This window comes from Hyphomicrobium sp. 802 (assembly GCF_000526135.1).
Taxonomy (GTDB): Bacteria; Pseudomonadota; Alphaproteobacteria; order Rhizobiales; family Hyphomicrobiaceae; genus Hyphomicrobium_B.
On record NZ_JAFM01000001.1, the window covers coordinates 3,036,416 to 3,057,786 of the forward strand.

Genomic DNA, 21,371 nt, shown 5'->3' on the forward strand with positions numbered 1-21,371 from the left:
TTAGAGTGGGGCGCAAGTAGTGGTTGCGCCTAATCGTCGAGTCGAGACTTTAACGCATTGCGTCGGGCGCCTCGACGCCTAGGATCCCAAGCCCCGATTTTATCACCGTCTTTGTCGCGGAAATCAGCGCGAGTCTGGCTGAAGTCGCAACCCCGTCATTTGCCTGAATAAATCGTAAATGTGGCGAATCGTTGCCTCGGGTCCATTGGGTGTGGAGAGCGCTCGCGAGATCATAGAGGTAGAACGCGATCCGATGCGGCTCGTGCGCGGCCGCGGCACCTTCGATCAGGCGTGGGAAACTGGCGAGGCGTTTGACGAGATCAATTTCGCCCGCATCCGTCAGGATCGAGAGATCAGCGTTCTGAAGCGCTTGGGTCGACACGTCTATGCCGGCGACCTGCTCGGCTGCGTTCCGCAAGACGCTGGCGGCCCGAGCGTGAGCATACTGCACGTAGAAGACGGGGTTGTCCTTTGACTGCTCGGTGACCTTGGCGAAGTCGAAGTCGAGCGTTTCCTGGTTCTTCCGGTAAAGCATCATGTAGCGGACCGGATCGCGGCCCACCTCGTCCACCACATCGCGAAGGGTCACGAAGGTGCCCGCCCGCTTCGACATCTTGTAGGGCTCGCCGCCTTTGAACAGGCGAACGAGATTGACGACCTTGATATCGAGGTCGGCTTCCCCGTCAGATAGCGCGGCAACCGCGGCTTTCATCCTCGGGATGTAGCCGACGTGATCGGCGCCGAAGACGTTGATCAGATGGCGGAAGCCCCGCTGCAACTTGTCGTAATGGTAGGCGACGTCGCCCGCGAAGTAGGTGTAGCTGCCGTCGGACTTTTGCAGCGCGCGGTCTTCATCGTCGCCATAGGCGGTTGATTTGAACAGCGTCTGGACGCGGTCTTCCCACTCATCGTCGTCGTGGCCCTTCGGCTTTTCGAGCGTGCCTTCGTAGATAAGGCCCTTGGCCCGCAGCACCTCGATCGCGGCCTTGACCTGGTCGCGGCCGTTCGAGGTCAGCGAGGCTTCGGAGAAGAAGACGTCGTGGCGGATGTTGAGCGCGGCGAGATCGTCCTTGATCATCTCCATCATTTTGGAGATCGCGAAGGAGCGTACGAGCGGCAGCCAGCGCTCTTCCGGCATGTTGAGGAGCGATGGACCATGCTCAGCGGCGAGCGCGGCTCCGACCGGCTTCAGGTATTCACCGGGATAGAGACCTTCCGGAATGGCGCCGATATCCTCGCCCAGCGCTTCGCGGTAGCGCAGAAAGGCAGAGCGTGCGAGCACATTCACCTGCCCGCCCGCGTCGTTGATGTAGTATTCACGCGTAACGTCGAAACCGGCAAAGACGAGAAGGTTTGCGAGCGCGTCACCAAACACGGCGCCGCGGCAATGACCGACGTGCATCGGTCCAGTGGGATTGGCCGACACGTACTCGACGTTGAGCTTGCCGCTTTGGCTGACGGTGCCTGCGCCGTAGCGCTGGCCGGACTTCAAAATCGTGCGGACGAGCTGCTGCCAGACTTCCGGCTTGAACGTGATGTTGAGGAAGCCCGGACCGGCGACTTCGACCTTCTCGACGTCCGGCGCGGTTTCGAGCTTTGCCTTTAATGCCTCGGCGATATCGCGCGGTTTCATCTTCGCGGGCTTCGCCAGCATCATCGCGGCGTTGACGGCGACGTCGCCATGGCTCGCATCGCGGGGCGGTTCGGCGTCGAAGGATGGAAGCGGAAGATCCGCAGGCAGAACGCCCTCTGATTTCAGAGCTTCGAGCGCGGTCGTTACGCGGGCGGCGACTTCGGCGAAAACGTTCATGAAAGGCCTTTTTGATGCGCGCTGGCGACGCCCCTGCGGGGAGCCGGCCGCCAGCGGGGAAATGGGGCTTCGCGCCTAGCCCAGTTCCGGGGTGACGTCAAATAGGCGGCGGTGTTCGGCAAGCGCGTATCGGTCGGTCTGTCCGGCCAGGAAGTCGCATGCCAGGCGCGCGCGCTGCCGCTCATCGAGGCCGGGAAGCGCTTCGCGCCAGCCCGTGGGAAGCGTTTCGGCGTCGGCGTGATATTTCTCGAAGAGGTCACGGACGACCTTCTCCGCCTGCTTCATGACGCCCAAAACGCGCCCGTGGTGATAGACGGCTTGGAACAGGAAGCTCTTGAGACGGCCGAGATCGGCGGCCATGCCGGCGGAGAACGCGACCGCAGCTCGGCCTGCGGCGCTAATGTCATCCGGGCTGTTGGGAGCGATAGCTGCGAGACGGCGGCGGCTTTCAGTGACGATGTCGGCGACCATGACGGTGATCATGCGGCGCGTCACCTCGTAGATGGCCCGGCTTGGTTCGGCACCGTGCGCGATGGCCTGAACATCTCGCGCGATCGGCCCGGCCACCGGCACGTCGAACAACATGTCGAACGTAATCAATCCGGCGCGCAGACCGTCATCGACGTCATGCGAGAGATAAGCGACGTCGTCGGCGAGACTTGCAACCTGCGCTTCGGCGGACGGCCATGCATCGAGGTGCAACGATTTCCAAGCCTCGATGTGGCCCAAGACCTTGGCAACCGCGCTATCGGCCTTCGACAGCGGTCCGTTATGCTTGGCGAGACCTTCGAGCGTTTCCCAGGAGAGGTTCAGGCCGTCGAAGGCCAGATACTTGCGTTCGAGCGTCGTCACGATACGCAGCGATTGGGCGTTGTGGTCGAAACCACCGTAGGCTTTCATAGCATCGTCGAGAGCGCGTTCACCCGCATGCCCGAATGGAGAATGCCCGAGGTCATGCGCCAGCGCGATCGTCTCGGCCAGGTCTTCATCGAGACGAAGCTGGCGGGCAACGGTGCGGGCGATCTGCGCGACCTCCAGCGAGTGGGTCAGCCGGGTTCGGAAATGGTCGCCTTCATGCGGCAGGAAGACTTGCGTCTTGTAGGTCAAACGCCGGAAGGCGGTCGCGTGCAAAATGCGGTCGCGGTCGCGCTGGAACGGGCTGCGGGTCGGGCAATCCGATTCGGGAAAGTAGCGCCCCCGCGACGGCACAGCATTCGCGGCATAAGGCGCGGGCCTACGCTCTCCCGGCCGGAGGTTCTGGCCATAATCCAAGGGGTCCGGCAGCGATTTAGCCTGGGTTGCCATTATCCGCGAGCTTTAAGCATTTGACTTCGACTGCCGCCTTCCTATCTTTTGAGGGTTCCGGATGCCAGCTTTCTCGGCCGGCGATTGGGGCTTTTTAACCGCTCAAGATTTGATCGTACGATGACAATCACCGTCACAGACCGTGCCGCAAACCGCATCGCGGAAATCGTTGCCAACGAGGCCGCCGCGCCGGTGTTGCGCGTTTCGGTTGAAGGTGGCGGCTGCTCGGGCTTCCAATATAAGTTCGATCTTGTCGGTCACAAAGCCGACGACGATCTTGTGATCCAGCACAACGGCGCAACCGTGGTAATTGATCCGGTTTCCCAGCAATATATGGAAGGCGCCGAGATCGACTTCGTCGACGACCTGATTGGCGCGTCGTTCAAGATCAACAATCCGGTGGCGACGGCCTCTTGCGGCTGCGGCACCAGCTTTTCGATCTGACCCGTCTCATTTAGCGCTATTTTCCTCGATGGCCGGGACAAGCCTCGCCATGGTGTATTGAAATTCTATGGACGTAGCGCGAGCATGATCATCGCAACGTGGAACATCAACGGCGTCAAAGCGCGGCTCGAAGCGGCGCTGACCTATTTGCGCAACCACGCGCCCGACGTCGTCTGTCTGCAAGAGATCAAGTCCGTCGATGACGGCTTCCCAGCGCAAGCCTTTCAGGACATGGGCTACAACGTCGCGACGAACGGACAAAAGGGTTTTAACGGCGTCGCGATCCTGTCGAAGACCCCGCTTGAAGATGTGGTGCGCGGATTGCCGGGCGATGATAGCGACCAGCATTCGCGCTGGATCGAGGCATCGGTGGCGCTCGGGCCGAAAATGATCCGCGTGGTGTCGCTCTACCTGCCGAACGGCAATCCCATCGGGACAGAGAAGTTTGCCTACAAGCTCGCCTGGATGAAACGCATGCAGACACGCGCCAAAGCGCTGCTTGCCGAGGAAATGCCACTGATCCTTGCGGGCGATTTCAATGTCATTCCGGAGCCCGAAGACGCCAAGCGGCCGCAAGCGTGGGCGAACGACGCACTATTCCAGCCTGAGAGCCGGTCGGCATGGCGGGCGCTCGTCAATCTCGGTTTTACGGACGCGACGCGCGCGTGCCATCCGGGACCGGGCGTCTACACATTCTGGGATTATCAAGCGGGCGCATTCCGGAAGGACGACGGCATTCGCATCGATCACATGCTGCTTTCAAGCCAGGCCGCCGACCTGCTGCGCTCCTCCGGCATTGACCGGGAAACGCGTGCGCAAGAAAAGCCGTCCGATCATGTGCCGGTGTGGGTAAAGCTCGCCGCTTGAGCATGGCCGATGGTCCTCGGGACAACCCCGAGGATGACATTCGGAAAATCGCAGGGCGAGTGCGTCTCCGGCTACTAGCGCGCAGTCTCTCCGTTCGGTGTCAGGCCGACGACGGGTGCCGGTACCGGAGCAGCCACGGCGGCAGCCTCCGAAGCAGGCTGGATGCTGGCCGCGCCTGCTGGAATGAGCGAGCTGCGCCGGGGCTGCGGCGCCGTCGGCGTGCTGATCATCTGCGGTTGCGGAATAGGCTTTTTCGGATCGGTCGCCAAAACGCTCATTGGGCGGACGAGTTCGCCATTCGCGCAAGTCCGAACCGGCTCGACCGTCAGATCGTCCAAACCATCGCGGCTTTCCTGCAGATCCGGGCTGCGGCCATAGCGATTGTGCCACTCGGCGACGCGACCTGTGGCCTGCTGGCGAACACCTTCACCGGCATTACAGAAAATGTTCTGGTAGATGTCTTCGATCCACACGCGCTCGCTCGGCGGTGCATTGGCCACCGCAACGTCGATCAGGTTCAACGCCGCCGCCTGGTTTTTCTGGACGAACTTTCCGCGCCACATCAAGTCGGCGAGGAATGCCTGAGCGCCAGGATGGCCGGCCTGCGAAAGCCGCGACAACCAATGGCGGCCGTTCTCGATCTTGCTGGCCGGATCGTCGTAACCAGTGACGGTCATGTCCGGCCCCTCGCCGCGCAGATAAACCTTGGCGAGTTCGAATTGCGCGTCCTCGTCGTTGAAGGTCAGCGCGGCGCGCTGAAGATCGCGATTGGCTTCCTCGACATCCGGCTGAATGCCTGCCGAGGGGATGCCATCGCGCAAATACATCGAAACCGCGGTCAGCGACTTGGCAGCAATCGGCGCCAGATCATCGTCGTCTGGATCGACGTCTTGCAGCTCGTCTGCCAGCTCCTTGTAGAGATGGAAGGCCTTGCCATGATCCGTGTACGCACCTTCGTTGTCGGCGTAGATGCGCGCTTCATAAAAGTGAGCGATCTGGGGCTTGGTCGCTTCCAAGGCTTCCAGCGCCGGGAGCGCCAATTCGTAATAGCCGCCGTTGAACGCCGAAATGCCTTGCTTCATCGCGTCGTCGGACGAGCGGAATACCACGGTTCCCGCCATCGCCGTGCCCAACATCAGAATGGACGCAACGCTTCCTGCAACTGCAAGCTTAAATATCCGCATAGCAGTGAACTTCCGCCTTTCCTCCCGCATGGGTTACAGCGCCGAATCTGGCCGGTCCCACTTGGTCCGCAAATTTTCTCAGTGCCCCTGACTGATACATGTTCGACGGCGCCTTCCATGCCTCGCGCCGTTTCTTCAGCTCTTCCTCTCCCACCTCAAGATCGAGCGTTCCTGCTTCGGCATCGATCACGATGACGTCGCCGTTGCGAATGAGTGCAATCGGTCCGCCGACAGCAGCCTCGGGACCGACGTGGCCGATGCAAAGCCCGCGTGTTGCGCCGGAGAAGCGTCCGTCAGTGATGAGCGCAACCTTGTCGCCAGCGCCCTGGCCATAGAGCGCCGCGGTTGTCGAGAGCATCTCACGCATGCCGGGTCCGCCCTTGGGACCTTCATAGCGGATGATGATCACGTCGCCGTCCTTGTACTTGCGATCCTCGACCGCTTCGAACGCATCTTCTTCGCAGTCAAAGCACAGGGCCGTGCCGCGAAATTTCAACGTCTTCAGGCCGGCGACCTTCACAATTGCACCATCAGGCGCGAGCGAACCTTTGAGGCCTACCACGCCGCCCGTTTTCGAGATCGGATTGGAAACCGGAAAAACGACTTTTTGGTCGCGATTGAATTCCACGCTTTCGAGATTTTGCGCGAGTGTCTTCCCGGTCACGGTGAGGCAATCACCGTGCAATACACCGCCTTCGAGCAGAGCCTTCAAGATCTGCGGCACGCCGCCGATGTCGTAGACGTCTTTCGCGACGTATTTGCCACCGGGCTTCAGGTCGGCAATGTACGGCGTTTTCCGGAAAATCTCGGCGACATCGAACAGATCGAAGTCGATGCCGACTTCGTTTGCCATGGCGGGCAGATGCAGCGCGCCGTTGGTCGAGCCGCCGGTCGCGGCCACGACGATTGCCGCATTCTCAAAAGCTTTGCGCGTGCAGATATCGCGCGGCCGGAGGCCATCGGCGACGAGGCGCATGACAGCCTTGCCGCTTTCGATGGCAAGCGCGTCGCGGCTTTCGTACGGCGCGGGCGCTCCGGCCGAACCGGGAAGCGCCAAGCCAATGGCCTCGGAGACACAGGCCATCGTGTTCGCGGTGAACTGGCCGCCGCACGATCCGGCCGATGGGCAGGCGACGCACTCAAGCTCATGAAGCTCGGCATCCGACATCTTGCCCGCGGAGTGCATGCCGACGCCTTCGAAAACATCGACAACGGTTACGTCGCGGCCCTTGAAGCGGCCCGGCAGAATCGAGCCACCATAAATGAAAACGCTCGGCACATTGAGGCGCAGCATCGCCATCATCATGCCCGGCAGGCTCTTGTCGCAGCCCGCGACGCCGACGAGTGCGTCGTAGCAGTGGCCGCGCATCGTGAGTTCGATCGAATCGGCGATGACCTCGCGCGAGACGAGGCTCGACTTCATGCCCTGGTGGCCCATCGCGATGCCGTCGGTAACGGTGATGGTGCAGAATTCGCGCGGCGTGCCGCCACCTTCAGTCACCCCGGTTTTCACCGACTGGGCCTGGCGCATCAACGAGATGTTGCACGGCGCGGCTTCGTTCCAGCACGAGGCAACGCCGACGAACGGGCGGTGGATGTCCTCTTCCTTGAGGCCCATCGCATAGTAATAGGAACGGTGCGGCGCGCGCGACGGCCCTTCCGTCACGTGGCGGCTCGGCAATTTCGATTTGTCGAACGTCTTTGCGTCCATTCATTCCTCTTCGGACATCTGCCGATGTCCGTTTCTCATCCGGCGATCGAAACGATGCCAGGATGCCAGTCGCAGAGCCGCTGTACAGGCACAGCGAACAAAAAATCGCTGCCGCGTCGCCGGGACTATCGTCCAGCACGTGCGCGGTCATTGTGGCTCGAAAGTGGCGTAGCCCTTTCGGGAAGTTGCTTAACGGCAACATCGGTCATCGGACCGGCACTTCATGCTTAATGTTGCGTTGCCCGGCAGCCTGACGGCCTGCGAATTTTTGGTCGGGCTCATGCGCATTTCGCCTAGGACTGAGTCCGCACAAAGGCTCGACTTTGTCACCGGCAAGACATTTCCTTCACCGGTGACCGTGCTTACATGGCGGATCGCCGCATCGAGAAACAGCGCCAAGCCCCATGTCGTCATCTGGCCGTTCCGCAGTGCCCCTCACCGCCTCAAGCTATTGCCGGTTCACGCCGGGACGTGGACAGGCACCGATGGACGGCACCGCCCATCTTGGGCTGACGGGCGTGGAGATCGATCTCGCCGATCGAAATCCACGGCGCATCTGGCACTATGCGGGGCTGAAGGTCGACGAGCCGATCAGGCCCAACGCCATCGACGTCTTGTTGACGTCGCGTGATGAGCCGAATGCATCGCTGTTTGTGCAGGGCTCGGCGTTCGCGGCGGGTTTGCGCGAGCGCGCGCCGCATCTCTCCCAACGTGCGCGGCAACTACGGCGGAGGCGGATCTGGATAACGCTGCTTGCGCTTTTCGCCGGGCTCGTCGCGGCTGGCTTCGTGCTGAGCTGGAGCCCAGCCAAATGGATCGCCAAGACCTTGCCGCTCAGCTGGCGCGAACGGCTCGGCAATGCGGCACGCGACTCGATGACCGAAGGCTACAAGGAATGCGTCGATCCGGCGGGCGTCGCAGCGCTCAAGACGCTCAGTGAGCGCCTTTCCAAAGGCGTGCCTGCGGGAACGACGTTCGACATTCACGTTTACGACTGGCCGCTGATGAATGCGTTTGCGGTGCCGGGCGAGCAAATCGTTCTGACGAAAGGCCTGATCGACAAAGCGGGAAGCGCGGACGAAGTCGCGGGCGTTCTGGCGCACGAGATGGGACACGGCATCGAGACGGACCCAGAGGCTGCCCTCATTCGCGGTGTCGGCCTCGGCGCGGCGCTGCAGATCATGCTCGGCGGAACGGCGGGCGGCGGCCTCGCCAATGTCGGGCTGATGCTGGCTCAGCTTGGCTATTCACGCGGCGCCGAGCATAAAGCCGACATTCACGCGCTGGAGCTTCTGAAGGCAGCGGGCATCTCTCAGAAAGGGCTCGGCGATTTTTTCACGCGCGTCACGAAGATGGAAACGGAGGGCGGCAGCCCGACCGGCGCGGTATCGTGGCTGCGCACGCATCCGCTCCCGGCAGAACGCGTGCGGCTCGTTCGGGCGCAGGCGGCTTATCCGGCGACGCCTGCCCTCGACGCGCAGTCGTGGGAGGATCTTAAATCCGTTTGCCGGACGACGCGCGAACCTGAGAAAGAAAAATCCTAGTAAGCGCCACCGCTCTCACGGGATGAGCTTCTCGTGTCGGAGTTGTTCAAACAGTGCGAAGAATGCATCGTCCGTCGGCATGTAATCGAGGAAACCAAGGCGGCGGCTTTTCGACATGTCCGTCACAACCTCAATCGGACGGCCGAGATCGGCGTCCGTGTGCCAGGGCGAAATGAGACGGTTGATATCGGCCTCGGCAAGGCCGTGACGAGCGGCGATATCGCGCCAGATCGGCGCGTCATCGGCCATCTGCCATTCCAACGGACGAACCACGCCGTCGAACGGCTCGGCAGCAATTCCGAACCAGCTTGCAATGCGCGACCACATCCAGTTCCAGCGAAATACGTCGCCATCAACGACGTTAAAGGCCTGGTCGAATGCTGCTGGAGTGGTCGACGCCCAAAGGAGATGGCGCGCCAGCAGCTTGGCGTCCGTCATATCGGTTAGGCGGCTCCACTGTACGTCAGAGCCCGGAAAGCGAAATAGACGGCCCGTCTCACGGCAGATTGAGGCGTAGACGGCGAGCGTCGTGCCCATGTTCATGGCGTTTCCAACGGCCTTGCCGATAATCGTATGCGGCCGGTGAACGCTCCAGGTAAAGCCGTCACGCGCCGCGGCGGCAAAGACTTCATCTTCTTGCGCATAATAAAAATTTGGAAGATCGAGCCGCGCTTGCTCTTCGCGGAATGGCGTTTGCGGCAGCTTGCCTTTGCCGTAAGCCTCGAACGGACCGAGGTAATGCTTGAGACCCGTGACCAGCGCGACGTGCCGCAATGATTTTTGCGGCCTGAGCGTATCGAGCAGGTTGCGAACCATGCGCGCATTGATGTCGATGTTTTCAGCTTCCGTTTTTTGTCGGAGCCAACTCGCAAAAATAACGTGCGTCGGGCGCAGGCCTGCGAGAGCTGCCTTGAGCGAAGCGGGATCGAGCAAGTCAGCCGCAACCGGCGTTATGCCTTCCTGCGGAACCGGACGGCGCGCCAACCCTGCGACGCTCCATCCTTCTTTACTTAAAAGTTCAGCGGCGGCGCTGCCGACAATGCCGCTGCTTCCGACGATTAGAGCGCTGTTGGTCATGACCGTTCCCCTATCCGGGTATCATGTAGACGCCCGGATCGTTTGGTTCTAGAAGGCACCCAAACGGGACATAGGCACCATGAGGTAACCAGAGTGCGCCGAACTTCGCCCAAGCAGGAGTTTCACGAAGATTGTGCGCCCCGCCGGGTACTGGAGATTTTCGCGAGCAAGTGGACGAGCATGATCCTGCATGTTCTGCACTCCGAACTTGGCGGCTCGGCCCGCACCGGCGTTCTATTGCGCAGTCTGCCGGGTATCTCGAAGAAAATGCTGACGCAAACGCTCCGCAGCATGGAAGCGAGCGGCCTCGTGGAGCGTCATGTGCACGGCACGGTGCCGCCAGCTGTCGATTACACAGTGACGCCGCTCGGCTGCCGCTTTGTCGAGCCGATTGAGCTGCTTTATGCCTGGGGGCGCACGAATGCGGACGCGCTCGACGCCTTCGTTACGAAGCCCAATTCGAAACTGCGACGCACGCGCATGAATAGCTCTCGCACCACACGAAAGATACCGCTGTCGGCTGTCTGAGGCGGTCCGATGCCGGGCGGAATTGCTTGCGGCGTTCGCAGTGACCGTACGTTGGTTTGGTATTGAAATACGATGAAGCCATTTGCCGTCATTGCCGCTCTACTCGCCTTCATTGCGGTCGCATACGTCGGCTCGCCGTTCGTGACGGCGTGGGGCATTCGCGAGGCGGTGCGCGACGGCGATTCCGATTATCTGGCGCGCGCTATCGAGTGGCCAAGCGTGCGCGAAACGCTGAAGCCGGCCATTGCGCAGATCGCCTTGAGCCTTCCCGATAGCGAGAAAGACGCGTCAGAGAAGCCAGGGTACTGGACACGCTTCAAGGCTTATTGGGGCCAGGGCGTCGTCGATGGTCTTGTCGATAAGTACGTGACGCCCGAAGGGCTGCCGAAACTTTTCAAACTTCGCCAGACCTATCGCACCTATGTCGAGAGCGATGATGACGCGAGCAAGCTGCCGATCTTTGAGCGCGTCTCGCGAGCGTGGGCGCGTGTAAAGCGCGCCGAGTTCACGAGCCTGACAAGCTTCGAGATCGACATGGAAGACAAGCATGATGCGTCGCGTCTCTATCTCGGGAAGCTGGAATTACGCCCCACCGGCTGGAAGCTGACATCGTTGCGCGTGAAGTTTCTGACGCCGGAGAAAGCGACTGTGCAGAAATTCACCGATCTCAATTGAGATTTGCGCGGATGGCTGCCTCTGCAGCCATCCGCGACAATAGCCAGCATTCCAACTGACGCATTCTAGATTCCGGCCTTCGCCGGGATGTCGGATTGAGCAAACCTAAGCCGCGTCGCTCAAGCGTTTGAGGGCGGCGGAGAAGCGCTTGATCTCGGCTTCGAGTTCAGCTTTGCGCTCTTTCGCTTCCTCGATCGCCTCTTCCTTCGCGCGTTCAATGAACTGCGGATTGGAGAGTTTCGCGTCCATCTTCTTCAGATCGCCTTCTGCGCCTTCGATCGCTTTCGCGAGGCGGCGTTTTTCGGCATCCATGTCGATGATACCGGCGAGCGGCAAGGCCGCCGTCGTCTCGCCTGCGACAACGAGGGCTGCACCTTTCGGCGCGGCCTCTTCGAAGTCGATTTCATCGACGCGTGCGATGCGCCGCAGCGTCTCGTCGTTGCGGCGTACGCGCAGACGCGTGACCTCATCGGCGCCGACGATAACGAGCGGAATTTTTGCGCCGGCGGGCACACTCATCTCGGTGCGGACCGAGCGGATTTCCGAGATGAGGTTGACGAGCCAGTTCACCTCGTTGACGGCATCGACTTCGACGAGACCATCGAGGTTCGGCCATTGACTGAGGCAGAGAAGCACATCACGCTTCACGCCGTGCTCGACCATGTGCGCCCACAGCTCTTCGGTGATGAAGGGCATGAACGGGTGCAGCATCTTTAAGATCTGGTCGAGCGTCCAGGCCGTGACGGCGCGCGTCTCGGACTTCGCGTCTTCTTCATCGCCCGCGAGCACCGGCTTGATGAGTTCCAGATACCAGTCGCAGAACTGGCCCCAGACGAAATCGTAGATCGCGCCGGCTGCTTCATTGAACTTGTAGGCTTCGAGCGCGGCAGTGACGGCCTTCGACGTCAGCTCGGTTTCGCCGATGATCCATTTGTTGAACGTCTGCACCGCCGTCTTCGGATCGAAGTCGCGCTGGCGCACGCACTCGTTCATTTCGGCGAAGCGCGAGGCGTTCCAGAGCTTGGTCGCGAAGTTGCGATAGCCTTCGACGCGCGATTTCGCGAGCTTGATGTCGCGGCCTTGCGCTGCCATCGCGGCGAGCGTGAAGCGCAGCGCGTCGGCGCCGAACTCGTCGATCAGGACGAGCGGGTCCATGACGTTGCCCTTCGACTTCGACATCTTCTGCCCCTTCTCGTCGCGAACGAGGGCATGGATGTAGACGTCTTTGAAGGGCACCTCCTTCATGAAGTGGAGACCCATCATCATCATGCGGGCGACCCAGAAGAAGATGATGTCGAAGCCCGTGACGAGGACGGACGTCGGGTAATAACGGTCAAGCTCGGGCGTGTCGTCGGGCCAGCCGAGCGTCGAGAACGGCCAGAGCGCGGACGAGAACCAAGTGTCGAGCACGTCTTCGTCGCGGGTCAGCGCAACGTCGCTGCCGTAATGCTTGTTCGCAAGAGCTTGCGCTTCTTCTTCGGTCGCGGCGACGAAAAACTTGCCGTCAGGCCCATACCACGCCGGGATCTGATGACCCCACCACAGCTGGCGCGAGATGCACCAGGGCTGGATGTTCCGCATCCACTCGAAGTAGGTCTTTTCCCAGTTCTTCGGCACGAAGACGGTCTTGCCGTTTTCGACGGCGGAGACGGCATTTTTCGCAAGCTCGCCCGCGTTGACGTACCACTGGTCCGTCAGCCATGGCTCGATGACGACGCCGGAGCGGTCGCCGTGCGGCACTGTATGTCCGGTCGGCTCGATCTTTTCGAGCAGGCCCAGCGCGTCGATGTCGGAGACGACCCTCTTGCGCGCGTCGAAGCGGTCGAGACCGCGATAGGCTTCGGGCGCTTCGTCGTTGATCTTGCCGAAGGCGTCGAGAATGTTGATCTGCGCAAGGTTGTGACGCTTGCCGACCTCAAAGTCGTTGAAGTCGTGCGCGGGCGTGATCTTCACCGCGCCGGTGCCCTTCTCAGGGTCCGAGTACTCGTCGGCGACGATCGGAATTTCACGGCCGACGAGCGGCAGCTTCACCTTTGCGCCTGCCTTGATCAGAGCAGCGTAGCGCTCATCATCCGGATGCACCGCGACGCCGGTATCGCCCAGCATCGTCTCGGGACGCGTCGTCGCGACGACGATGTAATCCTTGTCGTAGCCCGGCACTTTCTTCGTGAGCGGATAGCGGAAATGGTACATGTGGCCGCTCGGATCTTTCGCGAGCACCTTTGCAAGCGCCGCCGCATCGAACGGCTCGCCGCTGTCTTTCGACCACATGAATTTTCCGCGCGCTTCGACCTGCACGACTTCGAGATCGGAAATCGCGGTCTGGAACTTCGGGTCCCAGTTGACGAGGCGCTTATCCTTGTAGATCAGCCCTTCGTTGTAGAGCTGCACGAAGACCTTCACGACGGCCTTCGACAGGCCCTCGTCCATCGTGAAGCGCTCGCGGCTCCAATCGCAGGAGGCGCCGAGACGCTTCAACTGCGTGACGATGGTGCCACCGGATTCTTCTTTCCAGGTCCAGACGCGCTTCAAGAACTCCTCGCGGCCCAGCTCGCGGCGCGACGGCTCTTTGTTGGCGGTGAGCTGGCGCTCAACGACCATTTGCGTTGCGATGCCCGCGTGATCGGTGCCCGGCTGCCAGAGCGTGTCGCGTCCGCGCATGCGCTCGAAACGGACGAGGATGTCTTGCAAGGTGTTGTTGAGGGCGTGCCCCATATGGAGCGAGCCCGTCACGTTCGGCGGCGGGATGACGATCGAGTACGCCGCGTTCTTTCCGCCGGACGGGGCGCGCCCGGCCTTGAAGGCGTTGGCCTTCTCCCATTCGGAATTGATACGCGGCTCGATGTCGGCCGGTCGGAATGTCTTTTCAAGCATTGGAGGGAGCGTCGCTTTTCAGCTGTCAGGCCGTGATTTTCGGACCACGGTCGTAAGGCCGACCTTCGGCAGCTGTCAACCTTCGCTCCCTTCTACCCTGTCATCGCGCGTTTGCGACATGCCTCAGCGGCGCACGGGACCGACGTGGGTCGGCCGGCCGGTTTCCGTCAGAAGCGCCTTCTCGACAATTTTAGGCATGTTTTCCGACAACCACTGGCGCAGAATCGGCCGCAGAAGCTGGGCCGCGGCGTCTTCGACATCGCCACCGGATTCAGCACCGAACGGGAAATCCGGCAGGCGCGGCGGCTGGGCCATATCGGCCATCGGGCCGCGCGGCGCGGGCGCTGGTTCCGGCGGCGGTTCGGCAGCCGGCTGCGACATCGCGCTCATGCGGTTCATACGGGTATCGAAGAACGACGGCATATTGCGTCTCTGGCTGTCGTTTTCAGCCGCAATCTTCTCGGCTGCGACCGACGAAATCTCTTTCTCTGCCTGCTCGCGCCGGACCGGCGGCGGTTCGATCATGCGGCCGTGGATCGGCTCGAATGGAATAACCGTGCGCGATCTCTCGCGCTCTGGTGGTGCTGATGCCAAAGCTTCACTTAGCCTCCCGAGTAAGTTGGGCCGCACGGAGGTCGGTTGCGCCGAAGACTTGAAGATCGCCGGCAGCTCGAAATCCGCAGCTTCTTCCGCGAGAGCGTTTCGACCGCGCAATGCCGTCATGCGCGCCTCCCGCTTCTCGCTTTCGAACATGGGCGCGCGATCGGCAATACTCGTGCGGATCGAGGCCAGAATGTCCTCAACGTCGTGTTTCGCTCCGTTCATCTGTGTCATGACGCATCCTCTTCTGCGTACAAACTTCAAATCGCAGAACCGCGTCGGCAGCCCCGTTGTTGCCCCTCCGGTTCGTCGTAGCTGGATTGGAGATGTTCGCCGCAGCGCGCGTGCCCAACCCAGTGACGTCACGGGCTGCCGAACTTCGCGCTTGTCGGTCGATGCGGCCCCCCGCTGAAGGCAACGCTAGGACGGGGTCGAGGCAACCGTGTGGCGAAAGCCACGGGCAAGAATAAAATTGTTGTAGGGCCAGTGAGCCGAGAAAATCGCGCGTTGTCGCGTCCCGGAGAGCACAGTCTCCGAGACGACGTTATCCACTTCGATCAATGGGCTAGTCGCGGGGGTTCTTTTGACCAGGCAAGAGACGCTCGGACATTTCACGACGAAGCGCGCGCTCGACGATTTTCGGCATATTTTCGGCGAGCCACGTTTTGAGCAGCGGCCTGAGAAGATCGGCGACAGCATCTTCCATCTGGCGGTCGAGCGCAGTTTCCGATGTCGTTGCAGGAAGCGTCGAATGCAGAACCGTTTCGTCGCGCTTGTCGTCAGCAGTCGGCGTCGCAGATGACGACGGCGGCTCGGACGAGACTGTGCGAGCAGCAATCGCGGCCCAGGGCGGCTCCGGCGCCGACTGCTGTGCCGTGGACGAACGCCGCTCAGGTGCGCTTTCGGCAGCCGGGGCGAATGTCTCCATCACGCTCGGCGGCGGTGGCGGCGCAGGCTGGAAGGCGTTTGCAAGCGGCTCCAGCTTGCGGGACGGACCTAGCGTCGCCGATACGCTTGGAACCGCGAAGGTAGGCCGTCCGCGCGGCGCAGGCGCTTCCGGTTCGGACTTCGGTGGAACCGCTGCGATTGGCGATGCCGTCATTGCCGCTGGCGAGACGGCTTTTTCAGCCGGGCTGGCGCTTTGCGGCCCGAAGGGACCGAAATACGGAGCGCTACCAAACGGATTGTTTGCCTCAACCGGCTTCGGTTCAGGAGATGTGACGCGCGGCGCAGGACGCGGCTCCTCTTCGGCGGCAGGTTCCGAAGTGCGGAGCTGCTGGGGAGCCGGAGCGATGGGTTCGAATTTCGGCAGCGGCGCGGGCTCTGCGGGAGCAGACGCTTGCGGTGACGGCGTGGGCTTTGCGGCGGCAGTTGGCTCCGCTTCCGCAGCAGGAGCCGATGTGGTCTTCGGCGTAGGCGCTGACGCTTCCTGCGTTTCGATTTTCTGGTGTGGAGAAGCGGGCTTCGGCGCAAACGGCGACGGGCCAAGATCGAACGCGAACGGATCGCTGGCCTCTGGCTTCGACGCCGTGTCTTTCGCCGCTTCCGTCGGGGCTGTTTCTTCCGCCTCGATTTTCGGCTCGCCGAGCTTTACGGCCGTTTCGTCCGCTTGCGCCTTCGCGCGGCTCTGGCGGAGCGCGTTAAGGTCTTCGCTCAGCAGTTCCGTCAACTGCGCTTCAATGCTTGCGGTATCGGTCTTGCTGACGGACTTGGCGGCTGCGGGCTCTGGCTCGACCTTGAGAATTGCAGGCGAGTCTTCCTTGACGATCGGAAGCGCCTCCTCGACGGGCACGACCTCGACCGTTTCGATGGTCACGGACCGGGCGGCCGCAATCTGAGCGTCGATCGAGAGCGTTTCGCTGCGCGAGATGGACGGCTGCGAGGAAGCTGGCGACTGCGGCTCGGCCTTGAATTCGTTCGTCGGCGCGGATTCCGTCGACCGTTCGTCACCGCGCGCCCGGAAGGGCTCTCGCGTCGGCGCGGCGTCACGATCGCGAATAGAGGGCGAAACTCTGTCGAAGGGCGACGGCTCATCACGCGGACGAAGCCGCGACGACGGCGAAAGGTCAGCGCGCTCCGCCGCGGCAGAACGCGGACCTCCGAACGGCGCATCCGTGTCTTTCCGCGTCTCAGGCTCCGAGGACGGCGGCGATTTCAAAAAAGCCTCTCGCGACATGAACCCGCGCTGCGGTGTCGGCGCAGGAGCCTGGGTCGGCTGAGGCGAGGCTGATTTCGGCGTCGGCGAATAGGGCGTGCCTGGTTTGGGTGCCGCCGATGGCGCTCTCAGGCCGGATGAATCCTCCGCAATGATCTTGCGGATCGAGGCGAGGATCTCCTCCATGCTCGGCTCAGCGTTGGATTCAAGTCTCGACATACCCTACCTTTTTCGCAACTGAGCCGCCCGCATTCGCGGGCGCACGCGATGACTGCACCATAAAGGCCCGGTGTTTCGCCTGGAATCATCGCGCCATCAACGATTGCCATAATGGTGGCAGGTTGCGGAAAAACCGCAACAATCTCCGCCGAAGTTATCCCCGGAGAGCGGCACTCTCAAGGCGGCGAGGGGACGCTGAAATGCAAAAAAGCATCAAGGCCGGAAAAATCCGGCCTCGATAAACCCTTGGGAACTCTATCCGGTTACTTGGCCGGTGCGACATCCACGTGTTCCCGGCGGCCGTCGCCGTGGGTGATATCGATACCCCACCACTTGCTGCGAACCTGCTGGTAGTGGACTTCGGGATTGTAGACGGCCGTTGCGGCGCCGACTTCCGAGACGCTGAGGCGTCCGATTGCCGAAACCAGCGTATACGACGCGACGAGAATGTTGCGCTTCGTGGTCTCGAGGTTGACCTGGGACTGCAGCAATTCCTGCTGTGCGTTCAAGACGTCGAGAACCGTACGCTGACCGACCCGCTCTTCTTCGCGGACACCGTTCAAAGCTGTGGTGTTGGCAACAATCGACGCCTTGTCCGATTCAGCCTGGGCCTTGAAGCCGACGAGCTGTGACCAAGCCTGAACCACCTGCGATTGGGCCGAAGCACGCTGCACCTCGATCTGCTGAAGCGCGGCAATATGGTTGTGCTTGGCTTGGCGAACCTGAGCGAAGACTTCGCCGCCCTGCGCATAAAGCGGAACAGTAACGCTGGCGACAACGGATGCAGACGTTCCCTGATCGATGCCTTCCGACGGGTCGTACTGATCGGTGTAGTTGGCTTCGAGTTGCGCCTGGGGCAGCAACTGGCCGCGAACCTGATCGACTGTGTAGCGGGCGGCCTGTTCTGAATAGAGCGCCTGCACGACGATCGGATTTTCTTTCGTACCAATCGCGATGGCGTCCTGCAGCGATCGCGGCACAAGCTTGGTGTTCGGATTGGCCTCAATCAAGTTGTAGGGCGGATGCCCCACGACCTGCTCGAAGATCGCACGGCTCGACTTCAAATTGGCGCGCGCCTGATCGAGGTCCGACTGACCGAGAGCGCGGCGAGCTTCCGACTGCGCAACGTCCGTCTTCGTCACTTCACCGACGGCGAAACGGTCTCTTTGAGCTTTCAGTTCGGCGTCGAGAAACTTGAGGTTGTTTTCATTCAGCTTGACGATCGCCTGATCGCGAGTGACGTCGCCGTAGGCTGTCACCGCATCGAGCAGAACTTGCTGTTCGGTGCTCCGCAACGTTTCACGGCCGGCACGGTCATTCGCTTCGGCCGCATTGACGGCGTTGGTGACCTGGAACCCGGTGAACAGCGGCTGCACGAGATCAATTGCATATCCACGCGGAGAACCGACGTTCGTCCCCGTCGTTCCTGGCACCGGAGAAACCGTTCTCGTGCGCTCACGGCCGACATTTGCCGAGGCGTTGATGTCAGGCCGATAGCCGGAGTTCGCACGAGCAATGTCTTCGTCTCGCGCACGCTGCTGCGCGCGGGCCGCATCGAGCGTCGGGCTGTACTGGTATGTCGCTGAGAGCGTATCGATCAGCGTTTCAGCGCTGACGTCAGTCGAAAAAGCGGCATAGGCCGCCAAAGCGATGAATGTAGTCAACGTGCGACGTTGGACCGAAGTCGCATCGCGACGGGACAATTGATTTGATTTTGTCTTAGCCAATTGTGTGCACCTGCATTCCACTCGCTGCCCCGAACAAGCGAGAGGACCCCCGTTTGTAACCCGTCTAGCCGATTCGATCCCGACCGACTAAAGGGTTTCCCCTTCTTAAACGCACTGCGTAATCTATGGCGGTATTTACGTCACGCCAGTGTTCGCCTGCGCTTTTGTTTGTAAGCGTTGCAGGAAATGCACTTCCCTGTCTTTCTTCAAAAGCTTCGGCGATCCATTTTCCAGCGCAACCCTGCATCAGCTCGGTCAAAAGACCGCCGACTGTGCCCCCTTTGCACCAGAAATCTCAATCTAGAATACAAAAGCAGGCCGCTCGACCGAGAAGCCAGCCAGCGGCAAAGCCGACGCCTGGAACCCCTCACGCAGAGCGAAGATTCCTCCCCGCTTATGAAACTCGACAGCCCTGCCGATCCGGTCATTCGTTGCGATGGCGACTAAACGGCCGTCCTCACGAACCTGCGGTTTCAGCGCCTCAGGCACTCGCTCGATGCCACCTTCGACGAGGACGACATCATATGGTGCCTTGGCCGACCAGCCAGCGGCTGCCGGGCCAGATACTGCGATAGCGTTCGTGATGCCGTTCGCCGCGAACGCGGCCTGAGCGGTCTTGGCGCTTTCCTCATCAGGCAGCAGTGCAACGACCTTGGCCGCAAACTGCGAGACGAGCGCTGCGCCATAACCAGCTTCACCGATGACGAGGACGTTATCGGCCTCTTCTATCTCGGCCAATTGAATGAGCTTGGCGAGAACGCGCGGCGCCAGCACCTCGCGTCCGGGCGCGATCATCAAACTTTCGTCGCTATAGGCCAAGTCTGCGAGCTTCGCGGGCAGAAAGGCTTCGCGCGGAATGACCGTCATGGCCGACGTGATGCGCCTGTCCGTCACGTCACTCGGACGGATTTGGCTTTCGACCATATTTTTGCGTTGCAGAGCAGTGTTCGTCACGCTTGTCTCCGCGCCGGAGTTCTTGCCTGTGTTAAGTCTTTCTATACGCAGTCCATGAGCCTCGCGCGACTGGAAAGCGGTCGCATGTGGGCGGTTTGCAACGCTTATCTACGGTACTCACTGACTAATTTGGCCCCTTGGGGAGGAAACATCCGCGTGCCAGCCGCCTGGCCCTTGCTCCGGTTGCGTCTCGAACCCTGGTGAGGCGGCCTCATCCGAACAATTTCAATCCATCTTCGTAACGGCTTGTAAGAAGCGCGGCGTCTGTGTTAGACGGCCCGTTCGATCGATTGGCGCCCGGATTTGCATGACCACATTGCGGTCCGGAGAGGCGGTTGGACGAATACGAGTGGGGCCACGTGGCGGAGTGGTGACGCAGCGGATTGCAAATCCGTGAACGCCGGTTCAATTCCGGCCGTGGCCTCCAAGCGTGCTTCGACTTGTCGCCGTCCGGCGTCGTTGGATACGCTAAAGAAAATCGAGCTAGCCTCTCGCCAGCGCAGACTCGTTCTGCTATGCGGGGCGCTTTCCGGGCACAGCCCCGGTATTCCGCGGTAGCTCAGTGGTAGAGCGTCCGACTGTTAATCGGATGGTCGTAGGTTCGAGCCCTACCCGCGGAGCCATTTCCAGCTGAAAATATTCGCTTACCTCGAAATGGCGGTCCACTCTCAAACCGATCTGCGGGCATACTAGGCAAGACCGACGATGGCCGTTATCGGTGCCTTGAACGGCCTTCGCCGGGCAAGAAATGCCGGTCCTGACCGCCGGGTTAATCGGGTCACCCCCACAACGTGTCGTCGACAATTACAAATCGGCCGCCAGGGCTTTCGTCACGGGCGAACTTGATCGCCGCTTGGCGCGTGCGGAATAGGCCGGCTTTACTCCCGTTGCCTTCGCGAATTTCCCACCATCCCGAAGAGTGGACCGCCATATGGAATATCGATGCGGAACAAACGCTTTGTTGGGAAGGAATGAGAGATCGTCCCGCTATTGGCTCCTTCTCAGCTGCCGCTGGCACTTTCTCGACACTATCGCTCGCACGCTGAGCGATCGATGACAATTCGATCAAACGGGCCTGACAAAACAGATCGGCGGAATTGTTCCGAGACGAATTTTGCGAATGAGGTTTGAACGGCATTTGCCGGCTCCACATTGGAACGAAAACGCAGAAGGTCAGACGGAGCTGAGAGCAAAGCCGTCCGACCTTCTGACTAATGACCTCAGAGAACGTGGCCGAACTCAGTTGCCGCGAGTTGGGGGCGCGCCTCGAAACGTTGTTGGGATATGGCTCACGCCCATCGATTCGAAGCGAGGATTTGTGGCCCCCTCGTTGATCGGATGGGCCGCACTAACGATGATGCCGGCAGCCACCATCAACGCTACGACGGCGAACAGGTTGTAGGCGACCTTGCGGGGCGCGTCCTTATCGTTGTCCCGTCGATCCCAAGTGTTACGACCAATAAGTATTATGCCTGGATATGTCATGGCACATCTCCTTTCGTGGCGGAGAAGTAGCGATGGCCATATTTGAAATCGAGACGGCGGAGCAGGCGACGTTATAGGAACGGCATAATGGCGTATCGCCGCAGTCGGTGCGGAAACGGCGACTGCGCCTTTCCCATTTCAGCGCGCGCCGATGCAGGCGTACACGGCAGCTCGCCGTCCGGCGAACGAACATCATTCCGGAAGCACGCGAA

The 21,371-nt window shown here is 61.1% G+C and carries 16 protein-coding genes and 2 tRNA genes; 7 read left to right on the forward strand and 11 right to left on the reverse strand.

Going from position 1 to position 21,371, the window contains the following annotated elements; all coding sequences use genetic code 11:
* Nucleotides 1-49: 49 nt before the first annotated feature.
* Both argS and HYP802_RS0115560 read right to left on the reverse strand, forming a co-directional pair.
* Nucleotides 50-1,810 carry an arginine--tRNA ligase gene (gene argS, locus HYP802_RS0115555; protein ID WP_013948309.1) on the reverse strand — a complete coding sequence of 587 codons (1,761 nt, stop codon included), beginning with the start codon at nucleotides 1,808-1,810 and terminating at the stop codon, nucleotides 50-52.
* Between the two features lie 75 nt (nucleotides 1,811-1,885).
* Complete coding sequence (locus HYP802_RS0115560) at nucleotides 1,886-3,115, reverse strand: deoxyguanosinetriphosphate triphosphohydrolase (RefSeq protein WP_024276100.1); 1,230 nt, start codon at nucleotides 3,113-3,115, stop codon at nucleotides 1,886-1,888.
* 120 nt (nucleotides 3,116-3,235) lie between these two features.
* Here HYP802_RS0115560 and erpA point away from each other — a divergent pair, with 120 nt between their 5' ends.
* On the forward strand, nucleotides 3,236-3,559 hold the full coding sequence (erpA, locus tag HYP802_RS0115565) for an iron-sulfur cluster insertion protein ErpA (RefSeq protein ID WP_013948311.1): 324 nt from the start codon (nucleotides 3,236-3,238) through the stop codon (nucleotides 3,557-3,559).
* An 84-nt stretch (nucleotides 3,560-3,643) separates the two neighbouring features.
* Nucleotides 3,644-4,426 (forward strand): exodeoxyribonuclease III, encoded by a 783-nt coding sequence (gene xth / locus HYP802_RS0115570; RefSeq protein ID WP_013948312.1) that lies wholly within the window; start codon nucleotides 3,644-3,646, stop codon nucleotides 4,424-4,426.
* Nucleotides 4,427-4,500: 74 nt separating this feature from the next.
* On the opposite strand, the gene HYP802_RS0115575 is transcribed toward xth, so the two are convergent.
* Together HYP802_RS0115575 and ilvD are read right to left on the reverse strand one after the other, a co-directional pair.
* On the reverse strand, nucleotides 4,501-5,610 hold the full coding sequence (locus HYP802_RS0115575) for a sel1 repeat family protein (protein ID WP_013948313.1): 1,110 nt from the start codon (nucleotides 5,608-5,610) through the stop codon (nucleotides 4,501-4,503).
* Nucleotides 5,597-7,321, reverse strand: a complete 1,725-nt coding sequence (ilvD, locus tag HYP802_RS0115580; RefSeq protein WP_013948314.1) for a dihydroxy-acid dehydratase — start codon at nucleotides 7,319-7,321, stop codon at nucleotides 5,597-5,599. Before ilvD ends, HYP802_RS0115575 begins: the two co-directional genes overlap by 14 nt.
* A gap of 485 nt (nucleotides 7,322-7,806) precedes the next feature.
* On the opposite strand from ilvD, the gene HYP802_RS0115585 reads away from it, so the two are divergent.
* Nucleotides 7,807-8,865 carry a M48 family metallopeptidase gene (locus HYP802_RS0115585; protein ID WP_013948316.1) on the forward strand — a complete coding sequence of 353 codons (1,059 nt, stop codon included), beginning with the start codon at nucleotides 7,807-7,809 and terminating at the stop codon, nucleotides 8,863-8,865.
* A gap of 15 nt (nucleotides 8,866-8,880) precedes the next feature.
* Here the strand turns inward: HYP802_RS0115585 and HYP802_RS0115590 are convergent, their stop codons facing one another.
* The gene (locus HYP802_RS0115590; protein WP_013948317.1) at nucleotides 8,881-9,942 is read right to left on the reverse strand and encodes an SDR family oxidoreductase; all 1,062 of its coding nucleotides are present in this window, start codon (nucleotides 9,940-9,942) and stop codon (nucleotides 8,881-8,883) included.
* A 93-nt stretch (nucleotides 9,943-10,035) separates the two neighbouring features.
* On the opposite strand from HYP802_RS0115590, the gene HYP802_RS0115595 reads away from it, so the two are divergent.
* On the forward strand, nucleotides 10,036-10,470 hold the full coding sequence (locus HYP802_RS0115595) for a helix-turn-helix domain-containing protein (protein ID WP_013948318.1): 435 nt from the start codon (nucleotides 10,036-10,038) through the stop codon (nucleotides 10,468-10,470).
* Nucleotides 10,471-10,542: 72 nt separating this feature from the next.
* Nucleotides 10,543-11,145: a DUF2939 domain-containing protein gene (locus HYP802_RS0115600; RefSeq protein WP_024276101.1), complete on the forward strand. Its 603-nt coding sequence runs from the start codon at nucleotides 10,543-10,545 to the stop codon at nucleotides 11,143-11,145.
* Between the two features lie 105 nt (nucleotides 11,146-11,250).
* Here HYP802_RS0115600 and HYP802_RS0115605 read toward each other — a convergent pair whose 3' ends face one another.
* From HYP802_RS0115605 to HYP802_RS0115625, 5 genes are all read right to left on the reverse strand, one after another.
* Entirely contained in the window at nucleotides 11,251-14,019 is a 2,769-nt protein-coding gene (locus HYP802_RS0115605) for a valine--tRNA ligase (protein WP_024276102.1), read from the reverse strand.
* A 123-nt stretch (nucleotides 14,020-14,142) separates the two neighbouring features.
* Nucleotides 14,143-14,853, reverse strand: a complete 711-nt coding sequence (locus tag HYP802_RS0115610; RefSeq protein ID WP_024276103.1) for a DUF2497 domain-containing protein — start codon at nucleotides 14,851-14,853, stop codon at nucleotides 14,143-14,145.
* A gap of 331 nt (nucleotides 14,854-15,184) precedes the next feature.
* The gene (locus tag HYP802_RS0115615; protein ID WP_024276104.1) at nucleotides 15,185-16,993 is read right to left on the reverse strand and encodes a DUF2497 domain-containing protein; all 1,809 of its coding nucleotides are present in this window, start codon (nucleotides 16,991-16,993) and stop codon (nucleotides 15,185-15,187) included.
* 263 nt (nucleotides 16,994-17,256) lie between these two features.
* A complete protein-coding gene (locus HYP802_RS0115620; protein ID WP_155831245.1) occupies nucleotides 17,257-18,657 on the reverse strand; it encodes a TolC family outer membrane protein in 1,401 nt (466 codons plus the stop codon).
* 363 nt (nucleotides 18,658-19,020) lie between these two features.
* Nucleotides 19,021-19,674 carry a protein-L-isoaspartate O-methyltransferase gene (locus HYP802_RS0115625; RefSeq protein WP_013948326.1) on the reverse strand — a complete coding sequence of 218 codons (654 nt, stop codon included), beginning with the start codon at nucleotides 19,672-19,674 and terminating at the stop codon, nucleotides 19,021-19,023.
* Between the two features lie 353 nt (nucleotides 19,675-20,027).
* Between HYP802_RS0115625 and HYP802_RS0115630 the strand changes: the two genes are divergently transcribed.
* Together HYP802_RS0115630 and HYP802_RS0115635 are read left to right on the forward strand one after the other, a co-directional pair.
* A tRNA-Cys gene (locus tag HYP802_RS0115630) sits at nucleotides 20,028-20,101 on the forward strand.
* A gap of 121 nt (nucleotides 20,102-20,222) precedes the next feature.
* Nucleotides 20,223-20,297 (forward strand) — tRNA-Asn (locus HYP802_RS0115635).
* Between the two features lie 616 nt (nucleotides 20,298-20,913).
* Here HYP802_RS0115635 and HYP802_RS0115640 read toward each other — a convergent pair.
* Entirely contained in the window at nucleotides 20,914-21,159 is a 246-nt protein-coding gene (locus tag HYP802_RS0115640; RefSeq protein ID WP_024276106.1) for a hypothetical protein, read from the reverse strand.
* Nucleotides 21,160-21,371 lie beyond the last annotated feature (212 nt).

Bases quoted from the DNA above. Each gene is read 5' to 3' on its own strand.
- argS (WP_013948309.1), bottom strand. From the start codon at position 1,810: ATGAACGTTTTCGCCGAAGTCGCCGCCCGCGTAACGACCGCGCTCGAA.
- HYP802_RS0115560 (WP_024276100.1), bottom strand. From the start codon at position 3,115: ATGGCAACCCAGGCTAAATCGCTGCCGGACCCCTTGGATTATGGCCAG.
- erpA (WP_013948311.1), top strand. From the start codon at position 3,236: ATGACAATCACCGTCACAGACCGTGCCGCAAACCGCATCGCGGAAATC.
- xth (WP_013948312.1), top strand. From the start codon at position 3,644: ATGATCATCGCAACGTGGAACATCAACGGCGTCAAAGCGCGGCTCGAA.
- HYP802_RS0115575 (WP_013948313.1), bottom strand. From the start codon at position 5,610: ATGCGGATATTTAAGCTTGCAGTTGCAGGAAGCGTTGCGTCCATTCTG.
- ilvD (WP_013948314.1), bottom strand. From the start codon at position 7,321: ATGGACGCAAAGACGTTCGACAAATCGAAATTGCCGAGCCGCCACGTG.
- HYP802_RS0115585 (WP_013948316.1), top strand. From the start codon at position 7,807: ATGGACGGCACCGCCCATCTTGGGCTGACGGGCGTGGAGATCGATCTC.
- HYP802_RS0115590 (WP_013948317.1), bottom strand. From the start codon at position 9,942: ATGACCAACAGCGCTCTAATCGTCGGAAGCAGCGGCATTGTCGGCAGC.
- HYP802_RS0115600 (WP_024276101.1), top strand. From the start codon at position 10,543: ATGAAGCCATTTGCCGTCATTGCCGCTCTACTCGCCTTCATTGCGGTC.
- HYP802_RS0115605 (WP_024276102.1), bottom strand. From the start codon at position 14,019: ATGCTTGAAAAGACATTCCGACCGGCCGACATCGAGCCGCGTATCAAT.
- HYP802_RS0115610 (WP_024276103.1), bottom strand. From the start codon at position 14,853: ATGACACAGATGAACGGAGCGAAACACGACGTTGAGGACATTCTGGCC.
- HYP802_RS0115615 (WP_024276104.1), bottom strand. From the start codon at position 16,993: ATGTCGAGACTTGAATCCAACGCTGAGCCGAGCATGGAGGAGATCCTC.
- HYP802_RS0115640 (WP_024276106.1), bottom strand. From the start codon at position 21,159: ATGACATATCCAGGCATAATACTTATTGGTCGTAACACTTGGGATCGA.